Below are 17,659 nucleotides of genomic sequence, written 5' to 3'. Positions count from 1 at the left end.
CGGGGCAAGCGGTTATACATCAACCGCTTGCCCACGGAATATTAAGATTAGTTAGACGCGGTGAGAACCTGTGCTTTATTGGCGCTCAGTTCAGCCACTAAGTTATTAATCCCGTCACTCATATTGACGAAACGCGTATGCGGGGAGCGGGTGACCACCACAAATGCGCCCACGTTTGACTGCGGGATCATGGCCATATAGGTGATAAATCCGCCGCCGCCGCCGGTTTTCTGAATAATACCCGGACGGCCATTTTTCGGCGCCATATAGACCCAGCCCATGCCGAGCGCATCGGCTTTACCCGGCACGTCCATCCCGATGACGCGTTGCAGCTGAGTGCGCTGATAAATCAGGGTCTGCATGCGATCGGCCTGGCTGCTGCGGGCGTAGAAATCTGAGGAAAGGAACTGCTGCATCCAGCGCATCATGTCGCCAGGCGTGGAATAGACCCCGCCGCTGCCCACGGCCGCGAGCGTGTTATTACAGGGGCTAGCGCCTTTCTCCGCCACCATCAGGCGACGGCACTGATCCGGGGACGGGGTAAAGGTGGTGTCTTTCATACCCAGCGGACGGGTTATCTGCTCTTCAAACAGCTGCGTGTAGGGTTTGCCAGCCGCCGTTGAAAGGGCGTCCGCCAGCAGGTCAAAGGCCAGGTTTGAATAAGAGGCCTGCGAACCCGGCGCCGCCTTCAGCGTGGCGGTGCTCAGGTAGCTCCAGCGCTGGTCGCGCGTTGGCCAGACAAATACGTCACGGTGCGCCGCCCCGCCTGGCTGCTCGCGCGGCAGGGCGCTGGTGTGGGTGGCAAGGTTCACAAGCCGGATTGGCGTCCCCTGATACGTGGGTACCCGGGCGCCTGGCGGCGCGTATTTGCTGAGCGGGTCGTCGAGCTTCACCACGCCCTGGTCGAGCAGTTTCACCAGCATTTCGCTGGTCATCAGCTTGGTTAAGGACGCGATGCGGATAACGGAATCCAGCTGCGGGTGAACGTTATTTCCTGGGCGCGTTTCGCCAAAGCTGCGGAACACACGCTGGTTGCCGTCGATGACTACCATCGCCATCCCGGTCGCGCCGCTGCCGTAATAGATAAGGTTCGCGTAGCGATCGGCAATATCTGAAGCTAAAACGGGCGCCGTCAGCGGTTGGGCTGCCTGGGCGGTAGAAAAGCTCACCGCACACAGCGCGGCAAAAGAGAGCAGACAACGTTTCAACGAAAAGCATCCATGAAGTGAATGAGGAAAGTAATGGGTATTTATACTACTAAACGGTACCGCGCAATGCCCCGAATTGCATAACGATAGCGAGAAAAACGTAACCATGGGTAAATATGAACAATTTACTGACGAGCCATCTCCCATTTTGTGACATCGGGCTTATGATAGGCACCAGTGTCCCTCAATCTTACGGAGAACGGTATGTCTGAGAAGCGTGTGGTTATGGTTGTCGATATGCAGAACGGGGTATTTGAAACCCCTCGTCATCAGCGCGAAAAGTGTGTCTCTCTGATCAACCAGCTTACGCAGGCAGCCGACAAGGTGATTTTTATTCAGCATATCGAGGCCGGGGGCCTGGAAGAGGGAAGCGAAGGGTTTGCGCTACTGCCTGAACTCCATCAGCCTGCTGACGCGCTTTACGTCACTAAAACCGCCTGTGATGCCTTCTATAACACCGCGCTAGAGACGCTGCTGCGTGAGCAGGGCATTCGCGAGTTTGTCATCTGCGGCTGCGCCACCGACTACTGCGTCGATGCGACGATTAAGAACGGCGTCAGCCGGGGTTATCACATTATCGTGGCGGAAGATGCCCACACTACCGCCAATCGCCCGGCGGCAGATGCGCAGATCCTGATTAACCACCACAACGACGTCTGGCGTAACTTCATCGCGCCGGCGAATCCTCTCGCGGTGAAACGCACCGAAACAATTCTTGAAAACTGGAAAGCGAACTAATAATTAACGCTCGGGTCTGACCTTTTTGCCGGAGCCGGGAGGCTGGCTCGGGCAGGTTTTTCGTGTGGTAACGTGTTGTGCGCAGCAACAGCCATAACAACAAGAAGGAAGCATTATGTTTAAGTCTTTTTTCCCAAAGCCGGGGCCTTTTTTCCTGTCGGCATTTATTTGGGCACTCATCGCTGTCATTTTCTGGCAGGCGGGCGGCGGCGCATGGCTGACGCGTATCACGGGAGCAACGGGCGAGGTGCCGATTAGCGCGGCGCGCTTCTGGTCGCTGAGCTATCTGCTGTTTTACGCCTACTATATGGTGTGCGTTGGGCTGTTTGCGCTGTTCTGGTTTATGTATTCTCCGCACCGCTGGCAGTACTGGTCGATCCTCGGCACATCGCTGATTATCTTTGTCACCTGGTTTCTTGTCGAAGTGGGCGTGGCGGTTAACGCCTGGTATGCGCCGTTCTACGATTTGATCCAGACCGCGCTGAGCTCGCCGCACAAGGTGACTATCAACCAGTTCTACCATGAAGTCGGGATCTTCCTCGGTATCGCCCTGATTGCGGTTATCATCGGCGTGATGAACAACTTCTTCGTCAGCCACTACGTTTTCCGCTGGCGTACCGCGATGAATGAACATTACATGGCGCACTGGCAGCACCTGCGCCATATCGAAGGCGCCGCGCAGCGCGTGCAGGAAGACACCATGCGTTTTGCCTCCACCCTTGAAGACATGGGCGTCAGCTTTATCAACGCCATCATGACGCTGATCGCCTTCCTGCCCGTGCTGGTAACGCTCTCTGCGCACGTGCCGGATCTGCCTATTGTCGGTCATATTCCGTATGGTCTGGTGATTGCCGCGATCGTCTGGTCGCTGATGGGGACGGGCCTGCTGGCGGTAGTGGGGATCAAGCTGCCGGGTCTGGAGTTTAAAAATCAACGCGTGGAAGCCGCTTACCGTAAAGAGCTGGTTTACGGTGAAGATGATCCCAACCGCGCCTCGCCGCCGACCGTCCGCGAGCTGTTTGGCGCCGTGCGTCGTAACTACTTCCGACTCTACTTCCACTATATGTATTTCAACATCGCGCGTATTTTGTATCTGCAGGTGGATAACGTTTTCGGTTTGTTCCTGCTGTTCCCGTCGATTGTTGCGGGTACGATTACGCTCGGTCTGATGACGCAGATTACCAACGTTTTCGGTCAGGTTCGAGGCTCGTTCCAGTACCTGATCAGCTCCTGGACCACCCTGGTAGAACTGATGTCCATCTACAAACGTCTGCGCAGTTTTGAACGTGAGCTGGACGATCGTGACCTGCAGGAAGTCACCAACACATTTAGCTAATACAGGAAGTTGCTATGTCTTTTGCCGTACCGCGCGCGTTACCGTTGTCCTTGCTGGCCGCTCTTGTGCTGGCAGGCTGTGCCGAAAAAGGGGCCGCTCCGCTCAAAAAGGGGGAGAAGCCCGTCGATGTGGCGAGCGTTGTGCGGCAGAAAATGCCCGCCAGCGTGAAGGATCGCAATGCGTGGGCAGATGCGCTGGCAAAAACCTTTGAAAGCCAAAAGATTGCGCCGACCGAGGAGAATATCTGCTCTGTGCTAGCGGTGGCGCAGCAGGAGTCAATGTACCAGTCAGACCCGGTGGTGCCGGGCCTAAACAAAATTGCCTGGAAAGAGATCGACCGCCGCGCGGAGTCCATGCATATCCCGGTTTTCCTGGTGCATACCGCGCTTAAAATCACCTCGCCGAATGGCAAAAGCTACAGCGAACGGCTGGATGCGGTGAAAACCGAAAAACAGCTTAGCGCCATCTTTGATGATTTCATCAGTATGGTCCCGATGGGGCAGAAGCTGTTCGGCTCGCTGAACCCGGTACATACCGGTGGCCCGATGCAGGTGAGCATTGCGTTCGCGGAGAAGCATACCGACGGCTACCCGTGGAAAATCGACGGTACGGTGCGTCAGGAGGTCTTTTCCCTGCGCGGTGGGCTGTGGTTCGGCACGTATCATCTGCTGAACTATCCGGCGAACTACAATGAGCCGCTGTACCGCTTTGCCGACTTTAACGCGGGCTGGTATGCCAGCCGTAATGCGGCATTCCAGAGTGCGGTCAGCCGCGCAAGCGGCGTCAAGCTGGCGCTGGACGGCGATCTCATCGCTTACGGCAGCAGCGAGGCGGGAAGCACCGAGCTGGCAGTACGGAAATTATCGACAACGCTTGGCTTGAGCAACAGCGACATTCGCCGTCAGCTTGAGAAAGGCGATAGCCTGGCCTTTGAGAAAACGGATCTGTACAAGAAGGTGTTTGCGCTTGCGGAGCAGAAAAGTGGGAAAACGTTACCGAGGGCGATCCTGCCGGGGATCCAGCTGGAAAGCCCGAAGATCACGCGTAACCTGACAACCGCATGGTTCGCAAAACGCGTGGACGATCGCCGGGCGCGCTGTATGGGGCTTTAACGGCGACGGCGAAAGCGCAGAACTAACGCTACAACGCCCAGAATCATACATCCCGCGAGGAAGGGGATCAGGCCGAACAGGGTGCTTACGCCAAACCCAATCTCAACTCGCGGGCGTCCGTTATCCTGCACCTGCATCAGGTGTTCATAAACGCCGGGGGCATGGACCAGCATGTTGAGCAGCTGTGAGCCGGCCCAGAAGCAGAACAGGACAAACAGGGCATAAGCAATATTACCCGCCGTGGAGGTTTTTGGTTTGCCGCCAAAAATCGGTTTCGACAATGTAAAGTCAGCCATGTTGACCTCCCGTGGTATCACTCTGTTTTAATACGCGTCTTACGGGGTGAGTTTGACAGGTCATCGCATTTGTCAATATCAGAATCGTGGTAATTTGCGCTCAGGAATTCTCCTGGATTGTCGATTTCTGCAGCACATCACAATTTCATCACTTAAGTGAAATTGCGTCGCGTTTCAGAATTTCCGTATTTGCCACAGACCTGGCCGTAAAACTGTGAGAGGATGTCTTTTTTTCCTGCCGGAGTTGTTATGAAGCTCACGTCCAAACTACGCCGTGACTGGCACTACTACGCCTTTGCCATCGGGCTGATCTTTATTCTTAACGGTGTCGTGGGCCTGTTGGGGTTTGAAGCAAAAGGGTGGCAAACCTATGCCGTCGGGCTGGTGACCTGGGTGATAAGTTTCTGGCTGGCGGGGCTGATTATCCGCCGTCGTCCTGAAGAGACGACAGCGGATGAGGCGAAGAGCGCCGATTAACCGTTTACGGAACTTTTAAGCGCGCTGTCGGCGGCGTGACGCTCCAGCGCCAGTTCGATCAGGCGGGTGATCAGTTCCGGGTAGCTCAGGCCGCTGGCCTGCCACAGTTTTGGATACATGCTGATGTTAGTGAACCCCGGCAGCGTGTTAATTTCATTGATCACCACTTCGTTTTCCGGCGTCAGGAACACATCCACGCGCGCCATGCCGCAGCAGCCGAGCGTCTGATAAGCGCGAATGGCGATCGCCCGGATCTTATCGTTAATCGCCGGATCGATATCCGCAGGAACGACAACCTGCGCGCCTTTGTCATCAATGTATTTGGTGTCGTACGAGTAGAAGTCGCTGTTTAACACCACTTCGCCGCAGGTGCTCGCCTGTGGAAAATCGTTGCCCAGCACGGCGCACTCAATTTCACGGCCTTTGATGCTCTGCTCAACCACCACTTTATGGTCGAACTCAAACGCCAGACGGACAGCCTGCGTGAACTCTGCTTCGCTGGTGACTTTGCTGACGCCCACGGAGGAGCCCTGGTTTGCCGGCTTCACAAACAGCGGCAGACCCAGCTCTCCGCTGATTTGCGCGAAGCTGTGTTTGTCGCGGTTTGCGCGGGTGAGGGTCACGAATGGCGCAATATTCAGCCCGGCATCGCGCAGCAGGCGTTTGGTGACGTCTTTGTCCATGCACGCTGCAGAGCCGAGGACGTCCGAGCCGACGAACGGCAGGTTGGCCATGCGCAGCATCCCCTGCAGGGAACCATCTTCGCCCAGGGTGCCGTGAACAATAGGGAAGACAACGTCGATCTGGGCGAGAGCCTGAGCGTTGCCGGCGTCGATGAGCTGCCCCTTCACGACGCCGGGTACGGTGGCGACGCTTACTTCCGAAGGATTAAGGGCGATATGGGCCGGATCGTGAGCATTCAGCAGATACTGGCTGGCATCGTTCACGTGCCACTGGCCCTGTTTATCAATGCCCAGCAGCACCACGTCGAAACGGCTTTTATCGATCGCATCAACGATATTTTTAGCCGATTGCAATGACACTTCGTGCTCCGCTGATTTTCCCCCAAAGACAATACCTACGCGCTGCTTAGCCATCTCACTCTCTTCCAGTCTGACGAAAAGCCAATAACATACCACGATGCCCGGCGGGTTTCGCGGCCTTCTGCCATAATGTTTTGGGGAATGTTGAGGGGGGAGAGTGAAAGGAAAAACGCTGCTGACCGTATTCATCATTGTGGCCGTTGCAACGGTGGGTTACCGCTGGTTGCCGTCTTACTACAACCCTTTCATGCCGCTGACGCTGGACGACCCGCCGGGCCGAATCACCCAGTATAAGCTTCGGCGTTTAAACCCCGAGGCGTGCGAGAGCCTGCTCGCGCAGGCTAACCAAAGAGATCTCATCCACACCCAGCCGGTGGCGGGCAGCGGCGGCGCGTGTCCGCTTAACAACGTCGTGCGCGTGCGTGACTTCGGTCCGGTCGGCCTGAACAGCAGTTTTCTTGCTAGCTGTCCGCTGGCGCTCAGCTCTGCGCTGTTTATCAGCCAGCAGGCCCGACCGCTGACAAAGCGCTATACGGGCAGCGACCTTGCGCGTATCGACCACCTCGGCAGTTTTGCCTGCCGCAATATCTATCACCGCCCTGACGCGCGACGCAGTGAGCATGCCACGGCGGAGGCGCTGGATATCGCCGCCTTTCGGCTGGCGAACGGGGAGCGCGTCACGGTGCTGAACGGCTGGAAGGCGGCAACAACGCAGCCATGGCTAAAGGCCATGCTGGCGGCAAGCTGCGGCTACTACGGAAACGGCCTCGGGCCGGAGTATAACGCGGCGCATGCCAACCATTTTCATCTGGGAATGCACGGTTTCGGACTCTGCCGGTGAAGCATAATATTCCGCCAGAAAATGGATGAATTGTGACTTGTTTCACAAATATGATGACTGGGAAGATAAAACACCAAAGTCAGTCGGGCCGCATCTCTGGTGCGACGTCAAAACGCGTAACTTGCTAATCTGTCGGCGAATTCGCCTAAAAATGAAGACTATTTCGTTATGGAATCCTGGAAAGTTAATCTTATCTCGGTCTGGTTTGGCTGCTTCTTTACCGGGCTGGCCATTAGCCAGATCCTGCCATTCCTGCCGCTGTACGTCTCGCAGCTGGGGGTGACCTCGCATGAAGCGCTCTCCATGTGGTCCGGCCTGACGTTCAGCGTCACGTTTCTGGTGTCCGCCATTGTGTCACCGATGTGGGGCAGCCTGGCGGATCGGAAAGGCCGTAAACTGATGCTGCTGCGCGCCTCGCTCGGGATGGCGATCGCCATTCTGCTCCAGGCCTTCGCCACCAACGTCTGGCAGCTGTTTTTCCTGCGCGCGGTGATGGGGCTGACGTCCGGGTACATTCCAAACGCCATGGCGCTGGTCGCCTCTCAGGTGCCGCGCGAGCGTAGCGGCTGGGCGCTGAGCACGCTCTCCACGGCGCAGATCAGCGGCGTCATCGGCGGTCCGCTGCTGGGGGGCTTTCTGGCGGACCACGTCGGGCTGCGCGCGGTATTTATCATCACCGCGATCCTGCTGGTGGTCAGTTTTCTGGTCACGCTCTTTCTTATCAAAGAGGGAGGACGCCCGGTTATCAGTAAATCTGAACGCCTGAGCGGCAAGGCCGTCTTCGCCTCGCTGCCCTATCCGGGACTGATGATCAGCCTGTTTGTGACCACTATGGTTATCCAGCTCTGTAACGGTTCGGTCGGTCCGATTCTGGCGCTGTTTATCAAGTCGATGGAGCCGGATAGCACAAATATCGCTTTTCTGAGCGGCATGATTGCGGCCGTGCCGGGCGTATCCGCCCTGATTTCCGCGCCGCGTCTGGGAAAACTGGGTGACAGGATCGGCACCGCGCGCATCCTGATGGCGACGCTGATCTTTGCGGTTGTGCTCTTCTTCGCGATGTCTTTTGTCACCTCTCCGCTTCAGCTAGGCGTATTGCGATTCCTGCTCGGGTTTGCTGATGGTGCAATGTTGCCTGCGGTACAGACCCTGCTGGTTAAATATTCCAGCGACCAGGTGACGGGGCGTATCTTTGGATATAACCAGTCATTTATGTATCTGGGGAATGTTGCCGGTCCGCTTATTGGCGCATCCGTTTCCGCGATGGCCGGTTTTCGTTGGGTATTTGCCGCCACGGCGATTGTCGTTTTAATCAATATTATCCAGCTGGCTATTGCACTGCGTCGCCGCAGACAAATGGCGGAAGCGAAATCGTCGAGATAATCGTTTCGTTGATGTATTATATATTCTTATGGTAGTCGCATTTTTATATAACAAAATGCGGCGTTTTTTTATAGAAAAACGTTTCGCTCACCGCGCGGTTCTTTATTTTTATTCCTGCATCACTTTTGCATACCATAATAAATTTCTTCTCTTTGCATTATGGATTCAGAATGCTAACTTCAGACAAAACTGAAAAAGGAACTGGCACGATGAAAAATCTCATTGCTGAATTGCTGGTCAAACTGGCACAAAAGGAAGAGGAGTCAAAAGAGCTGGTTGCTCAGGTCGAAGCACTGGAAATTGTGGTCACCGCGCTGCTGCGACAAATGGCGAAAACCGATCAACAGGCGTTGATTGAGAGCGTGGAAGGCGCACTGGACAGCGTCAGGCCTGAATCGCAGGTTCCGGTTGAGGATGCCGAGATGCTCCACCAGTACGTAAAGAAGCTGTTAAGGCATCCTCGCACCTAAACCGTCACAGGACGTAACGACGTGTCATAGAATTGTCATGCAGGATGCCTATAGTCGCTCTGTTTTTATTTTTATGTATTTGTACATGGAGAAAATAAATTGAAACAGAGCGCACTTTTCATCGCATTACTTCCCCTGTTAATTACCCCTGCCATTTATGCCGATACTGCCCAAACCAGCGTGCTGGATAATCGCGCGGCAAAAGGGGATATCACCCAGCCTGGCGGCGCACGCCGTTTATCAGAAGATCAAACTGCCGCTATTCGGGCTTCGCTGAATGATAAGCCGGCGAAAAATATTATTCTGCTTATTGGCGATGGAATGGGGGATTCCGAAATTACGGCGGCGCGAAATTATGCCGAGGGTGCGGGCGGCTTTTTTAAAGGTATCGACGCATTACCGTTGACCGGACAATATACCCATTACGCCCTGGATAAAAAAACCGGTAAACCGGATTACGTCACGGACTCGGCGGCCTCTGCTACGGCGTGGTCCACCGGCGTGAAAACCTATAATGGCGCGCTGGGTGTGGATATTCACGAAAAAGATCACCAAACCCTTCTGGAGATGGCAAAAGCGGCGGGCCTTGCGACCGGCAACGTCTCCACCGCTGAACTTCAGGATGCAACGCCCGCGGCGCTGGTGGCGCATGTAACCTCGCGTAAATGCTACGGTCCGTCAGTGACCAGCGAAAAATGTCCGACGAACGCGCTGGAAAAAGGCGGCAAAGGCTCGATTACGGAACAGCTGCTGAACGCGCGTCCTGACGTGACCCTGGGCGGCGGCGCGAAAACCTTCGCAGAAACCGCGACGGCGGGCGAGTGGCAGGGCAAAACGCTGCGCGAGCAGGCGCAGGCCCGCGGCTATCAGCTGGTGAGTGACGCCAGTTCGCTGGCAGCCATCACCGAGGCGAACCAGGACAAGCCGCTGCTGGGGCTATTCTCTGACGGCAACATGCCCGTGCGCTGGGAAGGACCAAAAGCCTCTTATCACGGCAATATCGATAAACCTGCCGTAACCTGTACGCCTAACCCGAAACGCACGGACAGCGTACCGACGCTGGCGGCGATGACTGATAAAGCCATCTCTCTGCTGAGCAAGAGCGAAAAAGGGTTCTTCCTGCAGGTGGAAGGCGCGTCGATTGATAAGCAGGATCATGCGGCGAACCCGTGCGGCCAGATTGGCGAAACCGTCGATCTGGACGAAGCGGTGCAGAAGGCGCTTGAGTTCGCGAAAAAAGACGGTAACACCCTGGTGGTGGTCACCGCGGACCATGCGCACGCCAGCCAGATTATTCCGGCAGATACCAAGGCCCCGGGCCTGACGCAGGCGCTGAATACCGAAGATGGCGCCGTTATGGTGTTGAGCTACGGCAACTCTGAAGAAGAGTCCATGGAGCACACCGGCACCCAGCTGCGCATTGCAGCCTATGGGCCGCACGCGGCAAACGTGGTAGGCCTGACCGATCAAACGGATCTGTTCTACACGATGAAGGCGGCGCTGGGTCTTAAATGATAAAATCCCGGCGGAAATCACATCTGCCGGGTGGTTTTTTTCCTGTCACGAACCAGACTTACAGGGAATGTTCACAAAAGGATGGTGCAATGAAAACAACATTACTGATTACTCTGCTCTCTGGCCTGTTCCTGATCGCATCGGCGAACGCGGAAGAGAAAACGTTAACGCCGCAACAGCAGCGTATGACCACCTGTAATCAACAGGCGACGTCTCAGAGTCTGAAGGGAGATGCTCGCAAGACATACATGAGCGACTGCCTTAAAAACGGCGCCGCGAAGCCGGCTGAAAAAAGTCTGACGCCGCAGCAGCAAAAAATGCGCGAGTGTAATGCGAAAGCAACCGAACAGTCCCTTAAAGGGGACGACCGCAGCAAGTTCATGAGCGCGTGCCTGAAGAAAAAAGTGTAGTTCAAACGGGTGAGCGGCTCTGGCGGCTCACCCGAAATTTCATACTTTCCCCGCAGACCCCCTCTCTATAATTTGGGAAAATGTTTCAGAATATTCCCAAAAATGATGAATGATGAAACGTATTACAACAAAAAGCGCATTCGTGAAGAGTGGAGTTTAACCCTTTCTCAGGATGACCCTCACCGCGCCGGCATTCAGTTTGCCCGGCGAGTCAGGCTGGCGCGCGCCGTCGGCCTGGCGGCAATGTTTTTCCCCGTTGCGGGGATGCTGGTCACCCATTTTTTACCCGGCGGCTGGTGGCTTTTACTGGTGGGGTGGTCGTTCGTCTGGCCCCATTTTGCCTGGCAGCTGTCCTGCCGCGCCGCTTCACCCCATCAGCAGGAAATTTTCAATCTTAAAATCGATGCCATTATTGCCGGGCTCTGGATCGGCGTGATGGGGATGAATGCGTTACCCACGGCAGCGCTGGTGATGATGGTAGGGATGAATATGATGGGCTCCGGGGGCTGTCGTCTGTTTCTCCCGGGGATCGCGTTGACCCTGCTCTCCGCGCTGGTGACCCTGCCACTCGTCGGGAAGGTTGTCGTCTTCAACCCCGACCTTGTGGAGTGGGGCTTAACGTTACCCGTACTCGTTCTTTATCCCATGCTGTTTGCCTGGCTCAGCCACCGAACCGCCGTCAGGCTTGCGGAACATAAGCAGCGGCTGGAAATGATGAGCACACGAGACGGGATGACCGGGGTCTTCAACCGCCGACACTGGGAAATGCTGCTGCGAAATGAATTTGAGCATTGTCGGCGCGACCACAGCACCGCCACGATATTGCTGATTGATATCGACCACTTTAAAAATATCAACGACACATGGGGGCACGACGTGGGCGACGAGGCGATCGTTGCCATTACGCGTCAGCTCCAGCGGTCGGTACGGTCAGGCGATGCGATCGGCCGGTTTGGCGGGGATGAGTTTGCGGTGATCATGTCGCAGACAGCGGCGGAGAGCGCCATCGCCGTGATGTCGCGACTGCATGAGCGGCTGGAAAAGCTGACGTTACCGTGCGCGCCAAAAGAAGCGCTGCGCATCAGCGTCGGCGTTGCCCCCTGGGGACCGCAGTTTGGACACTATCGGGAATGGCTAAAGGCGGCTGACGTGGCGCTCTATAAGGCGAAAAATGCCGGGCGCGGCCGCACCGAAGTGGCCGCCTGACGCCCGGTCAGAAATCAGGATTTACTCAGCTTCTCTGATTTTTCCATGCATTTTGCCATCGCTTCAATGACGGCCGAGCGGAACCCGCGCTCTTCCAGCACCCGCACCGCTTCGATGGTGGTACCGCCCGGAGAGCAGACCATATCTTTCAGTTCACCCGGATGTTTGCCGGTTTCCAGCACCATTTTGGCGGAGCCCATGACGGCCTGCGCGGCGAACTTATACGCCTGCGCGCGCGGCATTCCGCCAAGCACGGCGGCGTCGGCCATCGCTTCTAAAAACATGAACACATAGGCAGGGGCTGAGCCACTCACGCCGACCACCGGATGGATCATCGATTCGGCAATCACTTCTGCTTCACCGAAGCAGCGGAAAATATTCAGCACGTCGGCTACTTCTTCCGTGGTCACCAGCGCGTTAGGCGTGACGGAGGTCATGCCGGCATTGACCAGCGAGGGGGTATTGGGCATCGCGCGGACGATTTTACGATCGTGACCCAGCGCGCGCGCCAGCTGATCGAGCGTGACGCCCGCGGCAATCGACACGACCAGCGTCTCTTTATTCAGGCTGGAGGTGATATCGCTTAGCACTTTGATCATGATGTTTGGCTTGACGGCGCCAAAGACGATATCGGCGACCTGGGCGACTTCCTGCGCGCTTTCGGCGGCGTTGATCCCGTATTGATCGCGCAACTCGGCGACTTTGTCCGGTGACGGGGTATAGACCCAAATCTGACCCGGCAGCACCTGCCCGCTGGCGATCAGACCGCCCAGGATGGCTTTGCCCATGTTACCGCAGCCGATAAACCCGATTTTCTTGTCCATCACGATTCTCCGTCATTATGCGTTGTTATCTCTGATTGATAGCTTAACAACGAAATGCAGGCGACAATAGTCGGCAGACTCATTATGGGGAGACAATATGGCGATTTGGGTTGATGCGGACGCGTGTCCGAATGTGATTAAAGAGATTTTATTTCGTGCCGCCGAGCGCGTTCAGATGCCGCTGACGCTGGTGGCTAACCAGAATATTCGCGTACCGCCTTCGCGGTTTATCCGCTCTTTGCGCGTGCCGGCCGGATTCGACGTGGCGGATAACGAAATTGTTCGCCTGTGCAGCGCGGAGGATCTGGTGATCACGGCGGATATTCCGCTGGCTGCCGAAGTGCTGGAGAAAGGGGCGGCGGCGCTCAATCCGCGCGGGGAGCGTTACTCGCCTTCGACCATTCGTGAAAAGCTTACCATGCGCGATTTTATGGATACGATGCGGGCCAGCGGCGTGCAGACCGGTGGACCGGACAGCCTGTCCCAGCGCGACCGTCAGCTGTTCGCTGCCGAGCTGGATAAATGGCTGCTGGAAGTGAAGCGCCGCACAGCGTAATGATAATTATTGTCAATTTGTGGTACAGTGTGGCCTCCACAGGGTTGTCATCCCGTACCGCTTTGCAGTAAAGTAATCGCAACATCTTCTGCAATTATTTCTTTACACTCTTCAGCCATTCGGCATCAAGGGGAACACCTGGCATGACCCAACCCATCTTTTTAGTTGGCCCCCGCGGCTGTGGGAAAACCACCGTTGGCCTGGAGCTGGCACGCGTGTGTCATCGCCAGTTTGTTGATACCGACCACTGGCTTCAAACTGAGGCCGGAAAAACCATCGCTGAGATCGTTGAGCAAGAGGGATGGGAGAGCTTTCGCGCGCGCGAAACGGCCGCGCTGAAAGCGGTCACTACCCCGTCTGCCGTGATCGCGACCGGCGGCGGCATCGTTCTGGCGGAGTGCAATCGTCACTTTATGCGCGAAAAGGGGATTGTGATTTATCTCAGCGCGCCGGTGTCGGCTCTGGTAGGGCGGCTGGAAGCCTTTCCGGAAGAGGGGCAACGCCCCGCGCTGACCTCCAGGCCGCTCAGCGAAGAGGTGAGCGAAGTGCTGGCCGAACGCGATGCGCTATACCGCGAAGCGGCTCACCACGTGGTGGATGCGTCAGCCTCTCCCGAAGAGGTTGTGATTCAGATTATTACCGCCCTGCGTTTGGCTTGTGCCAGCTAACCGGCGTCTATACTTATAGCTCAGACATAAAAAAAGGATGAGCTATGCCAACCAGACCTCCCTATCCGCGTGAAGCGCGCATTGTTACCGTTGAAAAAGGCCAGACGGGTCATACCGTGACCTGGTACCAACTGCGTGCCGATCACCCCAAGCCGGACTCGCTGATCAGTGAACACGAGACTGAACAGGAAGCGCTGGATGCGAAACGGCGCTATGAAGATCCCGACATAACCTGAATGTTTTCCTAAACGTTCCAGTATCGTGCCTGAATCACACTTTTTACTCATCGGGAAAGTTAAGCAGGAGTTAATATTTAGTTATTACAAGTAACTCCGGTATCGGCAGGCGATCTTTACATTTCGATGTCGGGATCACCTGCTACGCTTGGTGCTGTTTTGTTGAAAAAATGAACTGTGCAGCGTAGTGAGCCTGTACCTGTGTGCACGATGTTGAAGTAATGGAAGGCGATCAAGATGAAGGCAACGTTGGCGATCCTCACCATTGGTGTGGTCCCTGTAAGCGAAGTGTTACCGCTCTTAACCGAGCATGTATCTGAACAACAGATAACGCATCTTAGCCTGCTGGGGAAGATGAGTCGGGAAGAGGTCATGGAAGACTACGCTGTCGAGGCGGGGGAGGATCCCTTGGCGACGTTATTAAGCGACGGTAAACTGGCGAATGTTTCACGCCAGAAAATCGAGCGCTCGCTGCAGGGCGTAATAGAAGTGCTCGATAATCAAGGTTATGACGTTATTTTACTGATGAGTACCGCGCCCATTAAGGGCCTCACGGCGCGTAATGCGATTTTGCTGGAGCCGATGCGGATCATTCCACCGCTGGTGGCCTCCATCGTGGATGGTCATCAGGTGGGGGTGATTGTGCCCATTGAGGAGCTTATGGATAACCAGGAAGCAAAGTGGCACGTGCTGGAAAAAGTGCCCTTGTATGCGCTGGCAAATCCGTTCTGGGACAGTGAGGCCAAGCTCATTGCTGCCGGGAAGGAACTGCTTGAGAGAGGGGCAGATGTCCTGATTCTGGACTGCCTCGGTTTCCATCAGCATCATCGTGATCTGCTGCAAAAAGCGCTGGATGTTCCCGTGCTGTTATCCAACGTTCTGATGGCTCGCCTGGCCTCGGAACTCCTTATGTAATGATTTTGCGTGACAGGTGATGAGCGTGGCCCCTATAGTGAATTTTTATCTAAAAATATAAGGGCCAGTTCATGCTTCAAAGTAACGAATACTTTTCCGGTAAAGTGAAATCCATTGGTTTTACCAGCAGCAGCACTGGCCGCGCCAGTGTCGGCGTTATGGCGGAAGGGGAATACACCTTTGGCACGGCGGAAGCTGAAGAAATGACGGTCGTCAGCGGGGCGCTGAACGTCTTACTGCCGGGTGAAACGGAATGGAAAGTTTACGCTGCCGGGCAAGTTTTCAACGTCCCTGGCCACAGCGAGTTCCATTTGCAGGTCGCTGAACCTACCTCTTATCTGTGCCGCTACCTGAAATAAAAAATAAGCCGGGTGGCGCTAACGCTTACCCGGCCTGCGTTTTGCCTGTTATCTCTGCGCTTCGCCGCCGAGACCTTCCACCAGATTCTGAATCAACGCGGCCAGCTCGCCGGTCATCAGGATAAAGTCCGCGTCAAAGCGCTGGGCGTAATCTTCCCTGTCGATATCTTCGTTCTGATCGCGCAACTCGTCGCAGAACTTAAGACGCTTCACGGAGCCGTCGTCGCACATCACGAACTGGATGCGCTGCTGCCAGTCGAGCGCCAGTTTAGTGACCACTTTACCCGCTTCGATGTGTACAGCGATCTCGTCGCTCACCAGATCCTGCTTCTTCGCGCGGATCACGCCGCCATCTTCCAGCAGGGCTTTCAGCTCGGCTTCATCAAGGATCTGGAAACCCTGAGCCGCAGCGCCACTGCGTACCCATTCGGTCAACGTCAGCTCGATCGGCGTTTCCAGCGCCAGCGGAACGACCGGTAAAGATCCGATGCTTTTACGCAGCAGGGCCAGAGTATCTTCTGCTTTCTTGGCGCTGGCGCAGTCCACCATGATCAGCCCGTTGACGGTGTCGATCCACATCATGGTCTGGCTAAAGCGGCTGAAGGCGCGCGGCAGCAGGGAGTGCAGCACTTCGTCTTTCAGCGAATCTTTTTCGGTCTTTTTCAGCTTGCGGCCCTGTTCGGCTTCCAGCTTGAAAATTTTCGCTTCGAGCGCCTGCTTAACCACCGGCGTCGGCAGGATTTTCTCTTCTTTACGGGCGCAGACGATGATTTGACCCGTGCTGCTGGCGTGGGTCAGTGCATCGCTTTGTGAACCCATTGGCGGAACCCAGCCGGTTTTTGCCATATCCTGGCTACCGCAAGGGGAAAAGGTATAAGCGGCTAACTGTTTTTCCATCTCTTCTGCACGCAGCGAAACGTCGCGGCTGAGACGGTAAACCATCAAATTTTTGAACCACAGCATGATAATTTCCACGGCCTTGTCGTTAAATCAGCGGGCATGATAACGAATTGTCGCATCGCTTGCATTGCTAATCGGGATGCGTGCTTCTACTCTGTTGATAATCAAAATAATGAGGAGAATCTTGTGCGTATTGGCATTGATTTGGGCGGCACCAAAACAGAAGTTATCGCACTGAGCGAGCAGGGGGAACAGCTGTTCCGCCACCGTCTGCCTACGCCGCGCGATGATTATCACCAGACTATCGAGACCATTGCCAGGCTGGTTGAGATGGCCGAGCAGGCCACAGGACAAACCGGCAGCGTCGGGATGGGGATCCCGGGGTCGATCTCGCCGTATACCGGGGTGGTTAAAAATGCCAACTCCACCTGGCTCAACGGTCAGCCGTTTGACAAAGATTTGAGCCAACGTCTGAACCGGGAAGTGCGTCTGGCCAACGACGCCAACTGTCTGGCGGTCTCTGAGGCCATCGACGGCGCGGCGGCCGGTGCCCAGACCGTGTTTGCCGTGATCGTCGGTACCGGCTGCGGCGCGGGCGTGGCGTTCGGCGGACGCGTCCATATCGGCGGTAACGGCACCGCGGGCGAGTGGGGACACAACCCGCTGCCGTGGATGGATGAAGACGAGCTTAAATACCGCGCTGAAGTGCCGTGCTACTGCGGAAAGCAGGGCTGTATTGAGACGTTTATCTCCGGCACCGGTTTTGCTACCGACTACCACCGCTTAAGCGGCCAGCCGTTAAAGGGCAACGAAATCATGCGTCTGGTCGAAGAACAGGATCCGGTCGCCGAGCTGGCCCTTAGCCGCTACGAAATGCGGCTGGCGAAATCCCTGGCGCACGTGGTGAATATTCTCGATCCGGACGTGATTGTGCTCGGCGGCGGCATGAGCAACGTTGACCGGCTGTACGCCACGGTTCCGAACCTTGTCAAACAGTGGGTCTTCGGCGGCGAGTGTGAAACCCCGATCCGCAAAGCTGTCCACGGTGACTCCAGCGGCGTGCGCGGCGCGGCGTGGCTGTGGCCGGAATAAAAGCAAATAATGTTTATTCCCTCTCCCTGTGGGAGAGGGCCAGGGTGAGGGCACCAGACCGCACCGATCCCCAT

General features: G+C 55.9%; 21 protein-coding genes. 16 read left to right on the top strand and 5 right to left on the bottom strand.

Annotated elements, in window-relative coordinates:
* Positions 1-47 precede the first annotated feature (47 nt).
* Entirely contained in the window at positions 48-1,208 is a 1,161-nt protein-coding gene (gene ampH, locus ACOTZC_RS16805) for a D-alanyl-D-alanine-carboxypeptidase/endopeptidase AmpH (RefSeq protein ID WP_023310524.1), read from the bottom strand.
* A 204-nt stretch (positions 1,209-1,412) separates the two neighbouring features.
* Between ampH and ACOTZC_RS16800 the strand changes: the two genes are divergently transcribed.
* The 3 genes from ACOTZC_RS16800 to ACOTZC_RS16790 all read left to right on the top strand — a co-directional run bounded on the left by ACOTZC_RS16800 (position 1,413) and on the right by ACOTZC_RS16790 (position 4,394).
* Positions 1,413-1,946, top strand: coding sequence for an isochorismatase family protein (locus ACOTZC_RS16800; RefSeq protein WP_126302965.1), 534 nt, complete (start codon positions 1,413-1,415; stop codon positions 1,944-1,946).
* Between the two features lie 115 nt (positions 1,947-2,061).
* Entirely contained in the window at positions 2,062-3,282 is a 1,221-nt protein-coding gene (gene sbmA / locus ACOTZC_RS16795) for a peptide antibiotic transporter SbmA (RefSeq protein WP_047173792.1), read from the top strand.
* A gap of 14 nt (positions 3,283-3,296) precedes the next feature.
* Positions 3,297-4,394 carry a DUF1615 domain-containing protein gene (locus ACOTZC_RS16790; protein WP_023310527.1) on the top strand — a complete coding sequence of 366 codons (1,098 nt, stop codon included), beginning with the start codon at positions 3,297-3,299 and terminating at the stop codon, positions 4,392-4,394.
* Here ACOTZC_RS16790 and ACOTZC_RS16785 read toward each other — a convergent pair.
* Positions 4,391-4,690, bottom strand: coding sequence for a DUF2755 family protein (locus ACOTZC_RS16785; RefSeq protein WP_008503287.1), 300 nt, complete (start codon positions 4,688-4,690; stop codon positions 4,391-4,393). The genes ACOTZC_RS16790 and ACOTZC_RS16785 overlap by 4 nt on opposite strands.
* Before the next feature lie 249 nt (positions 4,691-4,939).
* Between ACOTZC_RS16785 and ACOTZC_RS16780 the strand changes: the two genes are divergently transcribed.
* Entirely contained in the window at positions 4,940-5,167 is a 228-nt protein-coding gene (locus ACOTZC_RS16780) for a DUF2754 domain-containing protein (protein WP_023310528.1), read from the top strand.
* On the opposite strand, the gene ddlA is transcribed toward ACOTZC_RS16780, so the two are convergent.
* Positions 5,164-6,264 carry a D-alanine--D-alanine ligase gene (gene ddlA / locus ACOTZC_RS16775; protein WP_047173793.1) on the bottom strand — a complete coding sequence of 367 codons (1,101 nt, stop codon included), beginning with the start codon at positions 6,262-6,264 and terminating at the stop codon, positions 5,164-5,166. The genes ACOTZC_RS16780 and ddlA overlap by 4 nt on opposite strands.
* 103 nt (positions 6,265-6,367) lie before the next feature.
* On the opposite strand from ddlA, the gene ACOTZC_RS16770 reads away from it, so the two are divergent.
* From ACOTZC_RS16770 to adrA, 6 genes are all read left to right on the top strand, one after another.
* Positions 6,368-7,051: an extensin family protein gene (locus ACOTZC_RS16770; RefSeq protein WP_045400617.1), complete on the top strand. Its 684-nt coding sequence runs from the start codon at positions 6,368-6,370 to the stop codon at positions 7,049-7,051.
* A gap of 168 nt (positions 7,052-7,219) precedes the next feature.
* Positions 7,220-8,434, top strand: a complete 1,215-nt coding sequence (locus ACOTZC_RS16765; protein ID WP_023310531.1) for a multidrug efflux MFS transporter — start codon at positions 7,220-7,222, stop codon at positions 8,432-8,434.
* Between the two features lie 209 nt (positions 8,435-8,643).
* Positions 8,644-8,904: an anti-adapter protein IraP gene (gene iraP / locus ACOTZC_RS16760; RefSeq protein ID WP_023310532.1), complete on the top strand. Its 261-nt coding sequence runs from the start codon at positions 8,644-8,646 to the stop codon at positions 8,902-8,904.
* A 99-nt stretch (positions 8,905-9,003) separates the two neighbouring features.
* Positions 9,004-10,419 (top strand): alkaline phosphatase, encoded by a 1,416-nt coding sequence (phoA, locus tag ACOTZC_RS16755; protein WP_047173795.1) that lies wholly within the window; start codon positions 9,004-9,006, stop codon positions 10,417-10,419.
* Between the two features lie 89 nt (positions 10,420-10,508).
* Entirely contained in the window at positions 10,509-10,829 is a 321-nt protein-coding gene (gene psiF / locus ACOTZC_RS16750) for a phosphate starvation-inducible protein PsiF (protein WP_045400620.1), read from the top strand.
* Between the two features lie 102 nt (positions 10,830-10,931).
* Positions 10,932-12,035, top strand: coding sequence for a diguanylate cyclase AdrA (gene adrA, locus ACOTZC_RS16745; protein WP_045400623.1), 1,104 nt, complete (start codon positions 10,932-10,934; stop codon positions 12,033-12,035).
* Between the two features lie 14 nt (positions 12,036-12,049).
* Here adrA and proC read toward each other — a convergent pair whose 3' ends face one another.
* Complete coding sequence (gene proC / locus ACOTZC_RS16740) at positions 12,050-12,859, bottom strand: pyrroline-5-carboxylate reductase (RefSeq protein ID WP_023310536.1); 810 nt, start codon at positions 12,857-12,859, stop codon at positions 12,050-12,052.
* Between the two features lie 97 nt (positions 12,860-12,956).
* Between proC and ACOTZC_RS16735 the strand changes: the two genes are divergently transcribed.
* The 5 genes from ACOTZC_RS16735 to ppnP all read left to right on the top strand — a co-directional run bounded on the left by ACOTZC_RS16735 (position 12,957) and on the right by ppnP (position 15,593).
* Positions 12,957-13,415: a YaiI/YqxD family protein gene (locus tag ACOTZC_RS16735; RefSeq protein ID WP_045400626.1), complete on the top strand. Its 459-nt coding sequence runs from the start codon at positions 12,957-12,959 to the stop codon at positions 13,413-13,415.
* 143 nt (positions 13,416-13,558) lie between these two features.
* The gene (gene aroL / locus ACOTZC_RS16730; RefSeq protein ID WP_023310537.1) at positions 13,559-14,083 is read left to right on the top strand and encodes a shikimate kinase AroL; all 525 of its coding nucleotides are present in this window, start codon (positions 13,559-13,561) and stop codon (positions 14,081-14,083) included.
* 44 nt (positions 14,084-14,127) lie between these two features.
* A complete protein-coding gene (gene yaiA / locus ACOTZC_RS16725; RefSeq protein WP_008503272.1) occupies positions 14,128-14,319 on the top strand; it encodes a protein YaiA in 192 nt (63 codons plus the stop codon).
* Between the two features lie 237 nt (positions 14,320-14,556).
* On the top strand, positions 14,557-15,234 hold the full coding sequence (locus tag ACOTZC_RS16720) for an AroM family protein (RefSeq protein WP_126302964.1): 678 nt from the start codon (positions 14,557-14,559) through the stop codon (positions 15,232-15,234).
* Positions 15,235-15,305: 71 nt separating this feature from the next.
* A complete protein-coding gene (gene ppnP, locus ACOTZC_RS16715) occupies positions 15,306-15,593 on the top strand; it encodes a pyrimidine/purine nucleoside phosphorylase (RefSeq protein WP_008503270.1) in 288 nt (95 codons plus the stop codon).
* Between the two features lie 48 nt (positions 15,594-15,641).
* Here ppnP and rdgC read toward each other — a convergent pair whose 3' ends face one another.
* Positions 15,642-16,556: a recombination-associated protein RdgC gene (gene rdgC, locus ACOTZC_RS16710; RefSeq protein ID WP_023310540.1), complete on the bottom strand. Its 915-nt coding sequence runs from the start codon at positions 16,554-16,556 to the stop codon at positions 15,642-15,644.
* A 123-nt stretch (positions 16,557-16,679) separates the two neighbouring features.
* Here rdgC and mak point away from each other — a divergent pair, with 123 nt between their 5' ends.
* Positions 16,680-17,585, top strand: a complete 906-nt coding sequence (mak, locus tag ACOTZC_RS16705) for a fructokinase (RefSeq protein ID WP_126302963.1) — start codon at positions 16,680-16,682, stop codon at positions 17,583-17,585.
* The last annotated feature ends 74 nt before the right edge of the window (positions 17,586-17,659 follow it).

Origin of the sequence: Enterobacter cloacae complex sp. SHL009 (assembly GCF_049237205.1) — a bacterium.
GTDB lineage: Bacteria > Pseudomonadota > Gammaproteobacteria > Enterobacterales > Enterobacteriaceae > Enterobacter > Enterobacter cloacae_M.
Note: the sequence above shows the minus strand (reverse complement) of the source record. Positions and strands in the feature narration are given on the sequence as shown.